15 protein-coding genes are annotated in these 16,862 nt (G+C 70.8%); 6 read left to right on the top strand and 9 right to left on the bottom strand.

Annotation, left to right across the window (positions count from 1 at the left end; all coding sequences use genetic code 11):
• Positions 1-18: 18 nt before the first annotated feature.
• Genes ACE3TE_RS08930 through ACE3TE_RS08895 form a run of 8 tightly spaced genes read right to left on the bottom strand, consistent with a single transcriptional unit; the run spans position 19 to position 10,711 of the window.
• Positions 19-1,809, bottom strand: a complete 1,791-nt coding sequence (locus tag ACE3TE_RS08930; RefSeq protein ID WP_374604174.1) for a carboxypeptidase regulatory-like domain-containing protein — start codon at positions 1,807-1,809, stop codon at positions 19-21.
• On the bottom strand, positions 1,806-3,908 hold the full coding sequence (locus tag ACE3TE_RS08925; protein ID WP_374604172.1) for a hypothetical protein: 2,103 nt from the start codon (positions 3,906-3,908) through the stop codon (positions 1,806-1,808). The genes ACE3TE_RS08930 and ACE3TE_RS08925 overlap by 4 nt, the downstream gene beginning before the upstream one ends.
• The gene (locus ACE3TE_RS08920) at positions 3,905-5,059 is read right to left on the bottom strand and encodes a BatA domain-containing protein (protein WP_374604170.1); all 1,155 of its coding nucleotides are present in this window, start codon (positions 5,057-5,059) and stop codon (positions 3,905-3,907) included. The genes ACE3TE_RS08925 and ACE3TE_RS08920 overlap by 4 nt, the downstream gene beginning before the upstream one ends.
• On the bottom strand, positions 5,056-5,952 hold the full coding sequence (locus tag ACE3TE_RS08915; RefSeq protein WP_374604168.1) for a DUF58 domain-containing protein: 897 nt from the start codon (positions 5,950-5,952) through the stop codon (positions 5,056-5,058). The genes ACE3TE_RS08920 and ACE3TE_RS08915 overlap by 4 nt, the downstream gene beginning before the upstream one ends.
• A 7-nt stretch (positions 5,953-5,959) precedes the next feature.
• Positions 5,960-6,952: an AAA family ATPase gene (locus ACE3TE_RS08910; RefSeq protein WP_374604166.1), complete on the bottom strand. Its 993-nt coding sequence runs from the start codon at positions 6,950-6,952 to the stop codon at positions 5,960-5,962.
• A 16-nt stretch (positions 6,953-6,968) separates the two neighbouring features.
• Positions 6,969-7,703 carry a DUF4159 domain-containing protein gene (locus ACE3TE_RS08905; protein WP_374604164.1) on the bottom strand — a complete coding sequence of 245 codons (735 nt, stop codon included), beginning with the start codon at positions 7,701-7,703 and terminating at the stop codon, positions 6,969-6,971.
• Between the two features lie 23 nt (positions 7,704-7,726).
• On the bottom strand, positions 7,727-9,061 hold the full coding sequence (locus tag ACE3TE_RS08900; RefSeq protein WP_374604163.1) for a TldD/PmbA family protein: 1,335 nt from the start codon (positions 9,059-9,061) through the stop codon (positions 7,727-7,729).
• A 21-nt stretch (positions 9,062-9,082) separates the two neighbouring features.
• Positions 9,083-10,711, bottom strand: coding sequence for a TldD/PmbA family protein (locus tag ACE3TE_RS08895; protein WP_374604161.1), 1,629 nt, complete (start codon positions 10,709-10,711; stop codon positions 9,083-9,085).
• A 165-nt stretch (positions 10,712-10,876) separates the two neighbouring features.
• Here ACE3TE_RS08895 and ACE3TE_RS08890 point away from each other — a divergent pair, with 165 nt between their 5' ends.
• The 5 genes from ACE3TE_RS08890 to ACE3TE_RS08870 are packed head-to-tail and all read left to right on the top strand — an operon-like array spanning position 10,877 to position 15,399.
• Positions 10,877-11,695, top strand: a complete 819-nt coding sequence (locus tag ACE3TE_RS08890) for a DUF3014 domain-containing protein (protein ID WP_374604159.1) — start codon at positions 10,877-10,879, stop codon at positions 11,693-11,695.
• A gap of 40 nt (positions 11,696-11,735) precedes the next feature.
• Entirely contained in the window at positions 11,736-12,491 is a 756-nt protein-coding gene (locus tag ACE3TE_RS08885) for a YiiX/YebB-like N1pC/P60 family cysteine hydrolase (protein ID WP_374604157.1), read from the top strand.
• Positions 12,479-13,618 (top strand): diguanylate cyclase domain-containing protein, encoded by a 1,140-nt coding sequence (locus ACE3TE_RS08880; RefSeq protein WP_374604155.1) that lies wholly within the window; start codon positions 12,479-12,481, stop codon positions 13,616-13,618. Before ACE3TE_RS08885 ends, ACE3TE_RS08880 begins: the two co-directional genes overlap by 13 nt.
• 27 nt (positions 13,619-13,645) lie before the next feature.
• The gene (locus ACE3TE_RS08875) at positions 13,646-14,695 is read left to right on the top strand and encodes a class I SAM-dependent methyltransferase (RefSeq protein ID WP_374604153.1); all 1,050 of its coding nucleotides are present in this window, start codon (positions 13,646-13,648) and stop codon (positions 14,693-14,695) included.
• The gene (locus ACE3TE_RS08870; RefSeq protein WP_374604151.1) at positions 14,692-15,399 is read left to right on the top strand and encodes a pseudouridine synthase; all 708 of its coding nucleotides are present in this window, start codon (positions 14,692-14,694) and stop codon (positions 15,397-15,399) included. Before ACE3TE_RS08875 ends, ACE3TE_RS08870 begins: the two co-directional genes overlap by 4 nt.
• Before the next feature lie 93 nt (positions 15,400-15,492).
• Here the strand turns inward: ACE3TE_RS08870 and ACE3TE_RS08865 are convergent, their stop codons facing one another.
• Complete coding sequence (locus tag ACE3TE_RS08865; protein ID WP_374604149.1) at positions 15,493-15,975, bottom strand: YajQ family cyclic di-GMP-binding protein; 483 nt, start codon at positions 15,973-15,975, stop codon at positions 15,493-15,495.
• Between the two features lie 185 nt (positions 15,976-16,160).
• Between ACE3TE_RS08865 and ACE3TE_RS08860 the strand changes: the two genes are divergently transcribed.
• Positions 16,161-16,841 carry an RcnB family protein gene (locus ACE3TE_RS08860; RefSeq protein WP_374604147.1) on the top strand — a complete coding sequence of 227 codons (681 nt, stop codon included), beginning with the start codon at positions 16,161-16,163 and terminating at the stop codon, positions 16,839-16,841.
• Positions 16,842-16,862 lie beyond the last annotated feature (21 nt).

Genomic DNA, 16,862 nt, shown 5'->3' with positions numbered 1-16,862 from the left:
TCGCGCCTGAAGGCGCTCCTACAAGGGTTTCGCGCGGCGCTCGTACAACCACAGGCCCGCACTGGCCAGCAGCCACGCGAGCCACCACGGCCAGCGGGGGGCGGGCTGGTCGTGCTGCGCGGGTTCGACGACGGGCGCCTGCGCTGCCAGTGCTTTCGTCGCGGCCTGGCGTTCGTAGGCGATCATCGCCGGATAGGCGTCCGGGTCGCGCACCAGCAGCGGCAGGCGGGAGCCGCCGCGCCGGAGCTGGTGCAGGCCCGGCTGCGCCGGCCAGTAGCCCGCACACGCCGACGCGCCGCTGGCGGGGTCGATGGCCAGCGTCACCTCGCTGCCGTCCGGGCCGGCGACGTGGTCGCCGTCGGACAGGCCGCAAAGCATCGTGCGCTCACCCTGCCAGGCCGGCGCCGGGGCGGGAGCGCCGTCTTCGCCGCGTGCGCGCGCCAGCGTCTGCACGCTGTCCGCCCAGTGCTGGCCGAATGCCGACTGCCGGCCCGAAAGCCACAGCCGGTAACTGTCGGAAAGGATCGTCGCGCCGATCCGGCCGCGTCCTTCATTGCGCCAGACCACCAGCGCCTCGCCGTCGGGCGCCAGGTGCAGCGGGCGGCCGTCGCGTGCGGACAGTTTCAGCGGCCGGCGCGAGAGCTGGGGCGCCGGGTTGGCGGCGGCCGCGGCACTTGTGGGAGGGGCTTCAGTCCCGATGCCTTTCGGGACTGAAGTCCCTCCCACAGGTGTCTCTGGCCAGCGCAGGCTTCGCACCGCATCGGAATCTTCCAGCACCAGCCCCCATTCACGCAGCGACGCGAGCTCGCTGTCCGGCAGTGGCCCGGTGATCCGGAGCAGCACGCCCAGGCCGTCGCGCACCGATTCGCGCAACTGGCCGCGCGCCGCGGCGCCGAGCTGGCGCCAGCTGCGCTCGTCCAGCACCACCAGGTCGAAGTCCGACAGCGTGGCGGCGTTGACCGGCAGCGGGCGGTCCCCCAGCTGCACGCCGCCGCCGACGTCGATGACGGTGTGCAGCTCGAGGCCGGCGTCGACGGCCCAGCGGCGCAGGTATTTCAGTTCCGGACCGGGGCCGCCGGCGAGCACCAGCAGGCGCGGGCGCGCCGGCGCCATCACCTCCAGCTGCAGGGCTTCCGTGCCGACCACGCTGTCCTGCGCATCCAGCCAGCGCAGGCGGAAGGGTGTCGGACCCGCCAGGCCGGCCCGGCCCTCGAGCACAAAATCGCCGCTTTCGTCAGGCTGCGCGGAGGCCAGGGTCTTGCCAGCGGGTCCCTGCAGCTCCACCCTGCCATCGGCCAGGCCTTGCACGCGCCCGCGCACGGTGAAGGACCGGCCCTGCATCGCCGTCGCCGGTGCCTGGATCGCATGCAGGCCGTCGGGCAGCGGCGCCGGCTCGAAAACCAGCGGCAGGCCGGTGGCGGCGTCGTGGTCGCGGGCGGGCAGGCCATGGCCTCTTATCCGCAGGGCCGCTGCACGCGGATGCCGACGCAGCGCGGTGCCCAGGTCGGGCACGGGTTCGGCGTCCGCACCGATGCCGGCACCGGGAAGCGCCACGCGGATCTCGCCGGGCGCGGGTGCAGGCAGGGTGTCCGCGCCGGGCGTCAGCACCACCAGCGTGGTGGCGGGCACGGTCACCGGCGGCGGGAACAGGGCGAACCAGAGCAGCCCCGCCACCAGGCCCTGGCCGACGAAGCGCAGGGCCGCAGGGCCGGCGGCAATGAACCCGCCGCGCACCCGCCAGGCCAGGCGCGCGCCGGAAAGCAGCACGGCCAGCGCCAGCAGCAGCGTTGCGACCATCGCGGGCGTCATCGCGCGGGCTCCCGGGAGAGGGCGTCCAGGTACGCCTCGCCGACGGCATCGGGAGTCGGTCGGGCACCCGCGCCGGCGACCGGACGCGGCAGCAGCGGCCACAGCAGCGCACGCAGACGCTGGCGGCAGTCGGCGCAGTCGGGTTCGGCGCGCAGGGTTTCGACGGCAGCCACCAGCGAGAGTGGGTCTTCGAGACGATCGGCGTTGTCCTGCAGCCAGCGAGCCATCGGGGCGAGGTCGGCCGGGGTGCCCGGTTCCGCCAGTGCCCGCCACAGGTCAGGCGCCGGTGAATCGGGTGTTTCCGCCGGCACCAGCCCGTCCCGGCGATCGCCGATGCCATCGCGTTTTCCGCTCATCCGCCGGCTTTCGTCGATCGGCGGCAGCTCCAGGCCGACGCGGGCCAGGTAGATGCGGCTGGCCTGCTGCACCTGCTTGATGAACGCCAGCGCGCGATAGGCGTGCGGCAGCGCGCGCTGCGGCTGGCCCTGGCGCAGCTCGCCCTCCGAGGACCACATCGCGCCCAGCGCCTCCCTGAGCAGCTCGCGGGTCTGCGGGTCGAGCAGGGTGGCGGCTTCGGCATCGTCGTGGGTGTGGCCGAACTCCTCGAGCACGCTGACGGCGCTGCCCAGCGGCGCGTCGCTTTCCGGACCATGGTCGTGGCCATCGTCTTCGCTGTGTTCGCCTTCCATGCCCGGCGGCGCCTCCGGCCCGCCCTCGTTTTCCTCGCCGAGGAACTGGCCGTAGCGCATGCGCAGGATGCGCTGGTCGACGCCGATGGCATCCGAGCGCGAGGTGAACTCGTCCGCCGCCAGCTGCGAGCGCTGTGGAAGCAGCGCTTCGATGTCCAGGATGATCTGCCGCTGGCTGCGGAAATAGGCCGGCAGCGCCTTTTTCACCAGGCCTTCCATGCCGGTCGACTCCGCGCCGGGCGGCATCGGCCAGCGCAGGATCAGGCTCGGGCTGCGGCTGGTTTGCGGGGTCGGCGCGCGGTTGTCGCGCACGTCCAGGCGCACGATCAGGTCGTCGCCTTCGGCCAGGCCGAGGGCGCCCAGGTCGAGCGTGTGGCGATAGCGGCGCTGCTTCGTTTCGCCTTCGCCACGAAGGGCCAGGCTGCGCTCGGTGACGGTGACCTGTTCGCCGGTGCCCTGGGCCAGGGTGATGTGCAGGCGCGCGCTGCCCAGGCCGTGGTCGTCGCTGGCCTCGAAGACCAGCGGCCAGCCGCGCTGGCCCGGCTCGCGCAGCGTCAGCGGCCGCTCCGGGCTGATCACGCGAATGGCCGGGGCCTGGTCGGCGATGGCGTCGAGGCGATGCAGTTTGTCTTCGGCCAGCGGCAGCGGCGAGCTGACGGCGATGCGGTAGAGCGCGGAGCGCGCCAGCCTGTGCTCACCGGTCCAGTGTTCGCCATCGCGCGCCAGCGCCAGTTCGCCGCCGTCGTGCCAGCGCAGCACGACCGCCTCGGGCTGTGGCGAAAAACGCAGGCGCCAGCGCAGGCGCGAACCTTCCGGGGCCTGCAGCGAAAGCGAGTCTTCGCTGCGGGCGGGCAGGGCGGTGTAGTCCGGCGCCTGCACGTCGATGGCGGCGTCCACCAGCGTGATGTCGGTGGCGAGGATTTCGCGGCTTTCAGCGCTCGCGCCGGGCGCCGCCGGCACAGGCGCGGACGCCGTCGGCCAGAACAGCGCGGCCAGCAGCAGCGCAATCCCGACCAGCAGGCTGGCCAGCAGCGCGCGCTGCGGCCAGGCCGGCCGCAGGTCGGGCGCCGGCGTGCTGGCCAGCTGCCGGGCCAGCCGTTCGCGCTGCAGCGTCTGCAGCGGCCCGAGCGTGGCCGGGTCGGCGAACAGCAGGTCGGCGCTGTCCTGCCAGCGCGGCTCGGCGTTGAGGCGGCGCGCCAGCCAGCGGTCATCGTGCCGCGCCCGCTGCCGGCGCCAGAACCCGAAGGCCAGCAGCACCAGGACCGCGCCGGCCATCCCGGCGAGCAGCGGCGACTGCAGCCGCTGGCCCCAGGCGGCCGTGGCCACCAGCAGCGGCAGCAGCAGGCCGGATGTGGCGAACGCCAGGCGCATCGCCACGCGGTGGCGGATTTCGCGCAGGCGCAGCGTCACGCGGGCCTCCGGTCTGGCTGGCCGGCGGCCAGCCAGCGTTCGATCAGGAACAGCGCGGCGAGCACGATGGCCAGCCAGGGCGCAAGCGGCAGGGTCGGCGGCGTCAAGGCGGCGGCGCCGGTTTGCGGCGCATGGGCGAGCGCATCAACCCGCGTGGGCGCCGGTGGCGGTGACTGCAGCCTGGCCTGCAGCCACTGCGGGAAACGGGGGTCGAGCAGTTCGGGAAAATCCGCCGGATCGAGCGGCACGGCGAACTGCAGCAGCCGGCCCTGGCCATGTCGGGCGGCCCGGAGCAGGGTGCCGCCGTCGCCACCGTGCCAGACCGCTTCGGCCGCTGCCGGCAGCGGCCAGGGCGTGGCTTCACCCAGCAGCACCGTGCCGCCGTCGCCGGCAAAGGCCAGCAGCGCGTCGGGCGGGTCGTCCGTGCCCAGCCAGGCGAGTAGCCGCGTGTCGTCGGGCCACGGCGCCGCCAGCGTGGCGATGTCCGCCTGCGCTGCCGGCTGGCCCGACGCGGTGAACCAGGCCGCCTGGGTCGCCGCCAGCCAGCGGGCCTGCCCGGCAAGCGCCGGCGCATGGCGAATCACCATCACGGGGGACGAAAGCGCCGGCGGCTTGGCGGCATCCGAAGGCGGCGACGGTTCGACGCGCCACTGCACCGGCCGCGAAAGCCGCGGGCGTTCGCCATCGGCGCCGTCCAGCACCGACGGCACGTGCACGATGAGCTCGCGGCCTTTCGCCAGTTCGGCGTCGGCCTGGCGCAGCAGGCTGGCGACCGGCTGGCGCGCTTCCGGCACCGGGCTGTCGACCGGCGGGAAACCCGGTGCCAGCCAGCGCACGTCGGCAGCGGCGCCGGTTTCGGGCGGGGCCAGCGCGGGATGCACCAGCACGCGGCTGTCGCCGCCGTCGTCGGGCTGGAACCAGGGCGTCGCCATCAGCAGCGCGAAACCCGCCACCAGCAGCAGGCGCAGGGCCAGCAGCAGCCACTGTTCAAGACGCAGCTTTTGCCGCGGGCGGCGCACGGCGCGCAGCCAGCGCAGGGCCGCGAACATCGTCGGCTGCTGCTGTTCGCGCCGCGCCAGGTGCACCAGCAGCGGCAGCGCCAGCCCCAGCAGGGCCAGCAGGCCAAGCGGAAAGGCGAGGCCGAAACTCATGCGCGCTCCGCGGCGCCGGGCGCCAGCAGCCGGCGCAGCGGCAGGTCCATGGGTTCGTCCAGCCAGGCGGTGTCGCTGCGGATGCCGGCGGCGGCCAGGCGTGCGTGCAGTGCCTGGCGCGCGGCGCCGAATTCGGCGAGGAAGGCGGCGCGTGCGGCCGGGGCGTCGCCGACCAGCTCCTGGCCGGTCTCCGGATCGCGGAAGCGGTGGCCGCCGCGGAACGGGAACTCGCGCTCTTCGGCGGTGAGCAGCTGCAGGTTCATCACCTCGCGCCGGGCGGCGGCGAGTTTTTCCATCAGCGCGACGTTGGCATCGTCGAAGTCATCGCTGAGCACCAGCACCAGGTGGCCGGGGCCGAGGCGTTCCCAGAGCGGGCGCAGCGCGGTTTCAGCGGGCCAGCTGCCGCCCGCGCGCAGGCCGTGCAGTTCCAGCAGGCAGCGGTCGCGGTGGCGCGGGCCGGCGCCGGCGGGCACCAGGCGCAGGCCCTCGCCGCCGATCGCGGCCAGGCCGAACTGGTCGCCCTGGCGCAGCGCGAGTTCAATGACGCAGGCGGCGAGCCCGCGGGCCAGGTCGAGGCGCGTCCAGTCCGGACGCTCGGCGTCGGCCTGCGCCATCGAGGCGCTGGTGTCGATCACGACCCAGGCAGTGAGCGGACTGTCGCGTTCGGCTTCGCGCACGAAAAAGCGGTCCGAGCGTGCGTAGAGCTTCCAGTCGACCTGGCGCAGTTCGTCGCCGGGTTCGTAGGCGCGGTACTGCGCGAACTCCAGGCCGGCGCCGCGGCTGCGGCTGCGGTGCTGCCCGAACCCATGCCCGCCCGTGGCCCGACGCCCTTCCAGGCGCAGGTCGCGCAGCCGGGCGCGCACCGCGGCGGGAATGAAGTCCGGGCCGGACATGGCGGCCTCAGGCCGGGTGCGGGACCGCGCGCAGCAGCGCCGCCACCACGTCGTCGGGCGACTTCTGCTCGGCTTCCGCGGCGAAGGACAGCAGCAGGCGGTGGCGCAGCACCGGCGCGGCCAGCGCCAGCACGTCGTCGCGGGTCACGGCGAAGCGGCCGTTGAGCAGCGCGCGCGCCTTGCAGGCCAGCACCAGCGACTGCCCGGCGCGCGGGCCGGCGCCCCAGCGCACGTACTGCGCGATCTCCGCCGGCGCGCCCGGGCCGGGGCGGCTCGAGCGCACCAGGCGCGTGATCCAGTCCAGCAGGTCGGCGCCCAGGTGCACTTCGCGCACGCGCGCCTGCAGGGCCAGCACGTCGTCGCCGGCCATCACCTTGGGCACCTTCGGCGACTTGCCGCCGGTGGTCTGCTCGATGATGTCGCGTTCTTCGGCCTCGCTCGGGTAATCGACGCGGATGTGCAGCAGGAAACGGTCGAGCTGGGCTTCCGGCAGCGGGTAGGTGCCGGCCTGTTCCAGCGGGTTCTGCGTGGCCAGCACGAAGAAGGGCTCGGGCAGCGCGTGCGTGGTGCCGGCGTAGCTGACCGTGTGTTCCTGCATCGCCTCGAGCAGCGCGGCCTGGGTCTTGGGCGGCGTGCGGTTGAGTTCGTCGGCCAGCAGCAGGTGGGTGAACACCGGCCCGGGCTGGAACTTGAAGTGGCGGTGGCCGGTGCCGTGGTCTTCTTCCAGGATCTCGGTGCCCAGGATGTCGCTGGGCATCAGGTCGGGCGTGAACTGCACGCGCCTGAAGCCCAGGTCCAGGGCTTGCCCCAGCGTGCGCACCAGCAGTGTCTTGCCCAGGCCGGGCACGCCCTCGAGCAGGCAGTGGCCGCCGGCCAGCAGGCCGGTGAGCAGCTGCTCGACCACCTCGTGCTGGCCGACGATGGCCTGGCCGATCGCCTCGCGCAGCGGAACGATGCGCTCGAGCAGGGCCTGCAGGTCGTCGGGTGTCTGGGTCGTCATCTTGGTTCGGTCCTGGTCAGGCCGTCAGCGCGTACATCACGATGTTGACGGCGAACTTGGTGTTGTCCTCGGCCAGCCAGCGCTTGTTGCGCCAGTCGTAGTCCCACTCGCAGCCGTAGTCCTTGTTGCTGTAGAGCACGCCCAGCCGGCCGTCCACCTCGATGCCCTTCAGGTAATCGTGCACCAGGTCGTCGCCCCAGCCGTTGAGTTCGAAGCCGGTGGTCGGCGGGCCGTCGAAGCGGAAGAAGCTCGAGTACAGCGGATGCCGGTTCGACAGCTTCTGCAGCGCCCGCGGGCCGAAGATCGAGGCCATTTCGGCTTCGAAGGATTTCGCGAACAGGCCGTCGATGTCGTGGTTGCAGTCATCCACGAACACGAACCCGCCGTTGCGCACGTAGGCTTCGAAATTGCGGCGCTCGTCGGGATTGAACTCCACCAGCTTGTGCCCGGCCAGGTAGCAGAACGGCGCCTGCAGCATGCGCGGGTCGGCCAGGGCCAGCACGTGTTCCTTCGGGTCCACGCGCAGGCGGGTGTAGTCGATCAGCGAGGTGATGATGTTCGCCGGCATGCGCTGGTCGACGTCCCAGTTGCCGGAGTCGTACATCAGCCGGGTGAACCAGAAGTCGTAGTCGCCGGTCGCCGCTGCCCCTGTAGGAGCGCCTTCAGGCGCGAAGCCCTGCGCGAAAAGCTTCGGGGCTGAAGCCCCTCCTACAAGAGCGCCCAACAGGGAGAGGAAATCGCGGCGCTGCATGCGGTTTCCCCTCCCTGGCTCGATCACACCGCGTCGGACAGCGAGGTGAAGGTGAAATCGCGCAGCTTCATCGCCGGGATCATCATCGTGAACGGGGACTCGTCGCCGCTGATGCGCACCGGCTTGCCCAGTTCCTCGATGTTGTTGAGCATGATCACCGGCGACTCGTTGAAGCGGAAGTTCTTCACCGGGTGCTTGATCTCTCCGTTCTCGATGTAGAAGGTGCCGTCGCGGGTCAGGCCGGTCAGCAGCACGGTCTGCGGGTCGACCATGCGGATGTACCAGGTGCGGGTGACCAGGATGCCCTTCTGGGTGCCCTTGACCAGCTCGGCCGTGGACTTGTCGCCGCCGGCCATCAGCAGGTTGCCCGGCTGGCCGATCGCGCGCTTGCCCTTTTCCTTGGCCCAGTAGCGCGAGTACTGCAGGAACTCGACCTTGCCGTCCTTGATGATGGCGTGCTTCTCGCGCGGCAGGCCCTGTTCGTCCCAGGGCATGACGGCGGCCTCGGGGTGCCAGGGGTCGGCCATGATGTTCACGCGAGGGTCGTAGACCTGTTCGCCCAGGCGGGTACCGCCGCCCTTCTTCGACAGGAAGCTGCGGCCCTCGTCGGCCTGGCGCGCGTCGAAGAAGAACATCATGAAGCTGATCAGCCCGGCGGCCGCGGCCGGCTCCAGGATGACCGTGTACTTGCCGGGCTCGAGCGCCTTGGCTTCGGCCGAGTCGCGGGCCTTCTGGATCGCCACCGCGATCGCGTCGTCGGCGTCGAACTCATCGATGTCGCCGGTGTTGCGCGTCACCCAGCCCGAGCCGCGGCCGTCCTCGGTGCGCACGGTGCAGGTGTAGTTGACGTTGGTGGCCTTCTGGTAGCCGAAATTGCCCTTCGAGTTCGCGAAGGCAAAAAAGCTGTTGTCGTCCTGAAGGAAGCCGGCGGCGATCAGGTTGTCGTCCTTGCTCGGCCCGATCGACGCGGCCGCGATGCGGGCGCGCTGTTCGGGTGTGATGTCGGCCGTGGCCTGCACGAAGGTCGGGGAGGGCTTGTATTCCTGCTTGCCGATGATCGGCATGTACTCCGGGTTCTCCGGCGCCAGTCGCGCCAGCTCCTCGGAGCGCCGCACCACGCGTTCGAGCGAGGCGTCGTCGAAGCTGTTGATCGTGGTGATGCCCTCGCGATTGCCGAACGCGGACTGCACCATCAGCTGCGCGTTCGACACGATGCCGCTGGTCGAAACGTTGTTCAGCGCGAAGCGGATGTTGCCGGCGACGGAGCCGGACAGCGTCGCCGTGCACTCATCGGCCTGCGACAGCTTCATGACCTTGTCGAGGATCGCCTTGGCCTGTTCTTCGGTGTAGATGCTCATGGTTTAAGGCTCCTGCGCCGGTCAGCCGAGGTTGCGGGCGGTGTTGATGACGTTCATGCCGTCGAAACGGGCCGTGGACGCGCCGTGGGAAACGGCCGAGACCTGGCCGGGCTGGCCCTTGCCGTCGAAGAAGCTGCCGCCCAGGCGGTAGTCGGACTCGTCGCAGATGGCCGAGCAGGCATTCCAGAATTCCGGCGTGCGGATCTGGTAGGCCACGTCCTCGAGCATGCGGGTGATCTTGCCGTTTTCGATTTCGTAGAACAGCTGGCCGCCGAACTGGGCGTTGTAGCGCTGCTGGTCGATCGAGAACGAGCCGTCGCCGATGATGTAGATGCCCTTCTCGACGTCCTTGACCATGTCCTCGACGCTGAGCTTCTGCTTGCCCGGCGCCAGCGAGACGTTGGCCATGCGCTGGAACTGCACGCTCGACCAGGAGTCGGCGTAGCAGCAGCCGTGCGACTCTTCTTCGCCGATGATGTGGGCCTGGTCGCGGATGGCCTGGTAGTTCACCAGCTTGCCTTCCTTCACCAGGTCCCACTTCTTCGTCTTGACGCCCTCGTCGTCGTAGGCCACGGCGCCCAGGCTGCCTTCCTGCACCTTGTCGGCGAACAGGTTGACGATGTCGCTGCCGTACTGGAACCGGTTCTCGCGCTTGTCGAGCGTGGCGAAGCTGGTGCCGGCGTAGTTGGCCTCGTAGCCCAGCACGCGGTCGAGCTCGAGCGGGTGGCCGACGTTTTCGTGGATGGTCAGCCACAGGTGGGTCGGGTCCAGCACCAGGTCGTACTTGCCGGGCTTGACCGACGGCGCCTTGAGTTTTTCCTGGGCCTGCTTCGCGGCGGCGACGGCGTCTTCGGTCATGTCGTAGGACTTGCCGTAGTTCACGACGCCATTGGGCGCGACGAAGCGGTCGCCGGGCTTGCCTTCCAGGTATTCGAAGCCCATGCCCATCGGCGACGACAGGCCGTCGCGGGTGCGGAACTTGCCGCTGGCCTTGTCGATGGCGGTCACGGTGAACGGCGCCCAGATGCGGTGCACGTCCTGGTCGATGTAGCTGCCGTCGGTCGAAGCGAAGTACTTCTGCTCGTTGACCAGGAACAGCGTCGAGTTGACGAAGTTGGCGCCGGCACCCATCGCGGCGGCGTTGACGCCCAGCAGCAGGTCCACCTTGTCCTTGACCGGCACTTCCATCGCGTTCTTCACGATCGGCGTGCGCCAGCTGACCTCGCCCACGCCCTTCACCGGCGCCAGCTGCACGGGGGTGGTCTGCAGGCCGGAATTGGCCTTGGCGATCGCGGTGGCCTGGCGGGCCGCGGCGGCGACGCCGGCAGTGCTCAGGTCGCTGGTGGCCGCGAAGCCCCAGGCGCCGTTGGCGATGACGCGCACGCCTACGCCGGTGGACTCGGTGTTCAGGACGTTCTGGACCTTGTCCTCGCGGGTGACCACGAACTGCTGCAGGTAACGCCCGACGCGCACGTCGCAGTAACTGGCGCCGGCGTCACGGGCGGCCTGCAGGGCGGCGTCGGCGATCGCCTTCTTGATCGCGATGTCGAGCGAGGTGACCAGTTCCTCGGCGGCGATGACCCGTCCGAAGGGCATCATCAGGCCGGCGAGGCCCAGTCCCGACATCGTCAGGAAGTTGCGTCTGTCCATCGTGTCACTCCAGGGGCAAAAAGGGCGTGTGCCCGCCCGACTCTGGTGCGCGTGGTCGGGGGGCGTCAAGTGACGATTGGCCTAGGTGCGCGTGCCGTCGCGTTTCGCGGAACTTCATCGCGGGCGCGTAGTCTCAAAACAGGTCCCGCCGCGAGGAGTCTTCACATGGGCAACACATTCAAGGCCGGGCCGTGGCTGGCACTGGGCTTCGTCGCGGTCTGCGGCGTCCTGGCCTGGAAGTTCTACCCGCGCGCCGCATCCGGCGACGAAACCCCGGTGGTCGCGAAGGCGCCCGAGCCGATCGGCATGCCCTACGAACCGGAGGTGCGCCATCCGATCGAAAACGTGCCGGTGGTGCCGGAAACCGCGCCGGCCGAGCCCCTGCCAACGCTGTCCGACAGCGATCCGGTGGCCTGGGCCGCGCTGGCCGGCCTGCTCGACGGCGACGACCTCGCGACCTGGCTCGTGCCCGAATACCTCGTCCAGCGCCTGGTGACCACGATCGACAACCTGCCGCGCCGCGACATCACGCGGCAGGTGTATGCCGCACGCCCCGTGGCGGGCAACTTCGCCGTCTCCGGCACCGACGGGCAGTCGGTCCTCGATCCCGCCAATTTCACCCGCTACGACGCCGCCGTCGCGGCCTTCGAGGCAGTTGACCCGGCCCGCCTGGTGTCGGCCTATGTCCGCCTGTATCCGCTGTTCGAGCAGGCCTACCGGGAAGTCGCGGCGCCGGGCCAGACCTTCAACGACCGCCTGGTCGAAGTGATCGACCACCTGCTGGCGGCGCCGGATCCGGGCGCCGGACTGGCCGTGGTGCCGGTTCCCGGCCAGCCCCGCTGGGCCTTCGCCGACCCGCGGCTGGAGCAAGCGTCGATCGGCCACAAGGCGCTCTGGCGCATGGGCCCGGCCCACGCCGCGCGCGTGAAGGCCAGGCTGGCGCAGCTGCGCGGGCTGCTGGCGGCGCAGGCTCCGGTGCGCTGAAGACTGCCCAGCGGCGGGGGCATGCGCTAGGCTTCCGCGCATGTCGCCGCTCCGATCGATCGGGCGCCGGCTGGCGCGTTTCCTGGCCAAGCCGCGTGAACGAAACAGCCACCTGCCCACCAGCCCGCCGCGGCTGCTCGCCGCCACCCTGCGCAAGGGCGACGTGCTGCTGGTCGAAGGCAGCAGCCGTTTCGCCACCGCGATCAAGTACCTGACCCAGTCGACCTGGTCGCACGCGGCGCTGTGCATCGGCGACACGCTGGGCCCGCCGGCCCCGGGCGAGGAGGCGCGCATCTTCGTCGACGTGGACGTCGTCGAGGGCGTGCGCACGATCCCGCTGTCCACCTTCGCCGGCCTGCACGCGCGCATCTGCCGGCCGGTGGGGCTGTCCGACGACGAGATCGACGCGCTGGTGCGCTTCATGCTCGAACGCAAGGGCACCACCTACGACCTCAAGAACATCTTCGACCTGGCCCGCTACCTCGTGCGCACGCCGCCGGTGCCCGGCTCGATGAAGCGGCAGCTGCTGGCCCTGGGGAGCGGCGAACCGACCAAGGCGATCTGCTCGACCTTGCTCGCGCAGGCCTTTGAATCGATCCGCTACCCGATCCTGCCCGAGATCGAACGCGTGGACGCCGGCACCGTCGGCGGCCAGCTCGCGCGCCGGGAAATCCTGCACATCCGCCACCACAGCCTGTACGTGCCGCGTGATTTCGACGTGTCGCCGTTCTTCCAGATCGTCAAGCCGCGCCTGGCCCAGGGCTTCGACCACCGGGCGCTGGAATGGAAGGCCTGAGCCCCGCGCCGTCACCGCGGCCCGGCAACGAACGCCGCGCCTGGCGGCTTGCGCAGGTGGCGCACGACAGCTACCAGCGGTCGAAGCTGGCCGGTTTCCTGTACCTGTTCGGCTGGAGCGTGGTGGCCTGGCTCGCCGGCGCCCACGTGTTCGCTCCCTGGCCGACGCTGGCCATGGCCGCGGTGTTCCTGCTGGTCGGCCTGCTTCGCCTCGCGATGCGGCCACCGGCGCCGGATGACGCCGGGGCCAACCAGCGCTGGCTGAAGCAGTACGCGCTGGTGCTGCCGCTGGCGCCGCTGGCCTGGTCGGCGGTGCAGGGCTGGATGCTGCTCGATCCGCGCTTCGGCACCGAGGTGCGGATGGTGTCGCTGATCGCGACCATCGGCTACGCGACGGTGTTCGTGAACGTCTACACCACGGTGCGCGGCTTCGCGGTGGTCGGCGCCACCGCGCTGTTCCTGCCGACGCTCATCATCCTGTGGCTCGACAGCGGCCAGCGCGCCCTTGCCGTGGCGATGAGCTTCTACGCGATCTACCTGGTCGGGGCGCTGCTGCGCACCCACGCCGAATACCGGCGCCGGCTCGACCTGGACATGGCGCTGCGCGAACAGCGCGACCTGTACGAAGGCCTGAGCCGCATCGACCCGCTGACCGGCGTGTGCAACCGCCGCCACTTCGGCGAGCGCCTCGATGCGCTGGTGGAACGGGCCAGGGCGGAGGGCGCGGAGTTCTGCCTGCTGATCCTCGACGTCGACCACTTCAAGCACGTCAACGACCGCTACGGCCATGCGGTCGGCGATGCCTGCCTGCGCGCGCTGGCCACCCGGATGCAGCAGGTTTTCACGGCGCCGCGGTCCCTGCTTGCCCGGCTGGGGGGCGAAGAGTTCGGCGTGCTGTTCGAGGGTGGCGAAGACGAGGCACGCGAGGCCGCCGAACGCCTGCGGTCGGGCCTGGTGGCCTCGCCGCTGGCGCTGGAGGGCCGTTTGCTGCTGGTGACGGCCAGCATCGGCCTGGGCCGGTTCGATCCGGACCGCCACGGCGACGCGGACGGCCTGTATCGCGCCGTCGATGGCGCCCTCTACGCCGCCAAGCAGGCCGGTCGCGACCGCATCGCGGCCGACGCGTGAAGCCCGCGGGTTAGACTTGCCGCCCCGTTGCCCGCACCGGCTGCCTTCGTGATTCCCGATCCCGCGCTCGAGACCCTGCTGCTGCCCCTGGCCTCCGGCGCGCTCGCCTGGCCGGCGCCGGGTGCCAGCCTGTTCCTGCGGGCGCGCACGGGCGTGGCGCTGAACGCGGCGCGCGGCCATCGTCCGGTTTGCGAGCAGGGCTTCAAGCCGTGGGCCGACGCGCTGGCGCGGGATGGCTTCGCGGTTTCGGAGGCCAACACCGGCCGTTTCGGCCTGGTGATGCTGCTGGCACCGCGGCAGCGCGACGAGTCCCGCGCCTTGCTGGCGCGCGCGATCGACCAGGCCGGCAACGGCGGCGTCGTGCTGGCCTGCGCGGCCAACAAGGAAGGCGCGCGTTCGATGCAGGACGACCTCGAGCGACTCGCGGGCCCGGTGCACGTGCTGGGCAAGAACCACTGCCGCGCCGTCTGGACCGCTCCGCTGGGTGACGCGATCGACGAGGCGCTGCTGGCGCAGTGGCGCGAACTCGACGCGCCGCGGCCGATCCTGGACGGACGTTTCGTCAGCCGGCCGGGGCTGTTTGCCTGGGACCGCATCGACGCCGCGTCGGCGCTGCTGGCCGCGAACCTGCCGAGCGACCTGGCCGGCGAGGGCGCCGACCTGGGCGCCGGCTGGGGTTACCTCGCGGCCGAGGTGCTGGCGCGCTGCCCGGGCGTGACCGCGCTGGACCTGTACGAGGCCGAGGCGCGTGCGCTGGCCCTGGCGCGCGGCAACCTCGCCGGCCAGCGCCTCGTGCCGGGCCTGCACTGGCACGACGTCACCACGGGCCTGCCGCGACGCTACGACTTCATCGTGTCCAATCCGCCCTTCCACCAGGGCCGCGCCGACCGGCCCGAGCTGGGCCAGGCCTTCATCCAGGCCGCGGCGCAGGCGCTGCGGCCGGGCGGCCGGCTTTGCCTGGTCGCCAACCGCCACCTGCCATACGAACAGGCCCTGGCGCAGGGCTTCGGCGAGGTGCGCAAGCTGGCCGACGCCGGCGGATTCAAGGTCATCCACGCGGTGAAGGCGGGCGCATGAAACTGGTGAAGCTGATCGCCAACCTCGGCTACGGCAGCCGCAAGCAGGTGGCGCTGATGTTCCGCGAGGGCCGCATCACCGATGCCGCCGGCGAGGTGCTGTACGCCGACGACGTGGTCGGGCACGACGACGTGCGCGTGGACGGCGAGCCGCTGGATCCGCCGCAGGGTTTGCTGCTGCTGCTGCACAAGCCGGTGGGCTACACCTGTTCGACCAAGGACCCGGGGCGCGTGGTCTACGACCTGCTGCCGCCGCGCTTCCGGCTGCGCAATCCGGTGCTGTCCACGGTCGGTCGGCTCGACCGCGATACCTCCGGCCTGCTGCTGATGACCGACGACGGCGCGCTGCTGCACCGGATCACCTCGCCCAAGGCGATGCTGCCCAAGGTCTACGACGCGGTGCTGGACCAGGACCTTCGCGGCGACGAGGCGGCGACGTTCGCCAGCGGCACGCTGATGTTGGAATCGGAAAAAACGCCGCTCGCGCCGGCCGGGCTCGAGGCGCTGGAACCGCGCCGCGCCCGGGTCACCCTGGTCGAAGGCCGCTACCACCAGATCCGCCGGATGTTCGCTGCGGTCGGCAACCACGTACACGCGCTGCACCGGCACCGGTTGGGCGGCTTGAATCTGGACGGGCTGGCGCCGGGCGAGTGGCGGCTGCTCGACGACGCCGACCGGGCAAAGTTGTTCGACACGAACTTGTAGGAGCGCCTTCAGGCGCGAATCCCTTCTTTGCCAAAGGCAAAGCCAAAAGCAAAGCCAAAAGATTCGCGCCTGAAGGCGCTCCTACAGCAGCGGTCAGTCGCGGAAGTTGTCGAACTGCAGCGGAATCTCCAGGTCCGACTTCTTCAGCAGCGCCATCGCATCCTGCAGGTCGTCGCGCTTCTTGCCCGACACGCGCAGCTTGTCGCCGTTGATCTGGGCCTCGACCTTGAGCTTGGCTTCCTTGAGCGTGGCGACGATCTTCTTGGCCAGCTTCTGTTCGATGCCCTGCTTGACGGTGATCTTCTGGCGCGCCTGGGCGAGGTTGATCTCGGGCTCGCCGACGTCGAGGCAGCGGATGTCGATGCCGCGGGCGATCAGGCGCGCGCGCAGGATGTCGAGCATCTGCTTGAGCTGGAAATCGCTCGGCGCCTTCTGCGTGACCACGAAGCCGTCCAGCTCGAAGCTGGCGTCCTGGCCCTTGAAATCGAAGCGGTTGCCGAGTTCGCGGTTGGCGGTATCCACGGCGTTGGTCAGTTCATGCTTGTCCACTTCGGACACGACGTCGAACGATGGCATGGCGGCTCCCTGGCGGTTTTGCGCCATTCTAGCCGAGCCGCCGCCGTGTTCATCGGGCTGAACGACAGGCAGGGCTTCACGTCGGGCAAACGAAGGATTCAAGGCCAATTCAGTGCCCCGACCGCCATCATTCGCCCCGTGGATGGCCCTGGCCGCCCACGCTCCGTACCCCGAGGGATCCGAAGATGAAAAGAGTACTGATGGTTTCGATGGCCGCGCTGCTGGCGGGCGCCATGGTGACGCCGGTGGCCGCACAGGACGTGCGCGCCCGCGTCGTTGCCGGCGAGTCCGCCCGTGACAGCAACAAGGGCCCCGTTCGGGAAGATCGCCGCGAACAGCGGCGTGACGACCGCAACGGCCACCGCGAAGACCGCCGGGAAGACCGTCGGGACTGGCGGGCCGATAATCGCGACAACCGCCGCGACTGGCAGGCCGACCGCCGGGACAACCGCCGCGACTGGCAGGCCGACCGCCGCGACAACCGCCGCGACTGGCAGGCCGATCGCCGCGATTACCGCCATGACCGCCGGGACGACCGCCGTGACTGGCGCGAGGACCGTCGCGACAACCGCCGCTACGTGCGCCACGACGACCGCCGCTGGCGCGGTTACCAGTGGCGTCCCGAGTACCGCTACCGGGCTCCGGCCCGCTACGTGTACCCGGCCGGCTATCGCCAGGTGCGCTGGAGCGTAGGCCACCGCATGCCGCCTGCGTATTACGGTCGCCCGTACTACGTGGACTACGGCAGCTACCGCCTGCCGCCGCCGCCCTACGGCCACCGCTGGGTCCGTTCGGACCGTGACGTGGTGCTCGTGGCGCTGGCGACCGGCCTGGTGCTGGACGTGCTTTACGACCTGTACTACTGAGCCCTTCGGCAACGTGGTGCC

Source organism: Arenimonas sp., assembly GCF_041919775.1.
In the GTDB taxonomy this organism is placed as follows: domain Bacteria; phylum Pseudomonadota; class Gammaproteobacteria; order Xanthomonadales; family Xanthomonadaceae; genus Arenimonas.
The sequence above is the reverse complement of the archived record's forward strand: the minus strand, read 5'-3'. Positions and strand labels throughout refer to the sequence as shown.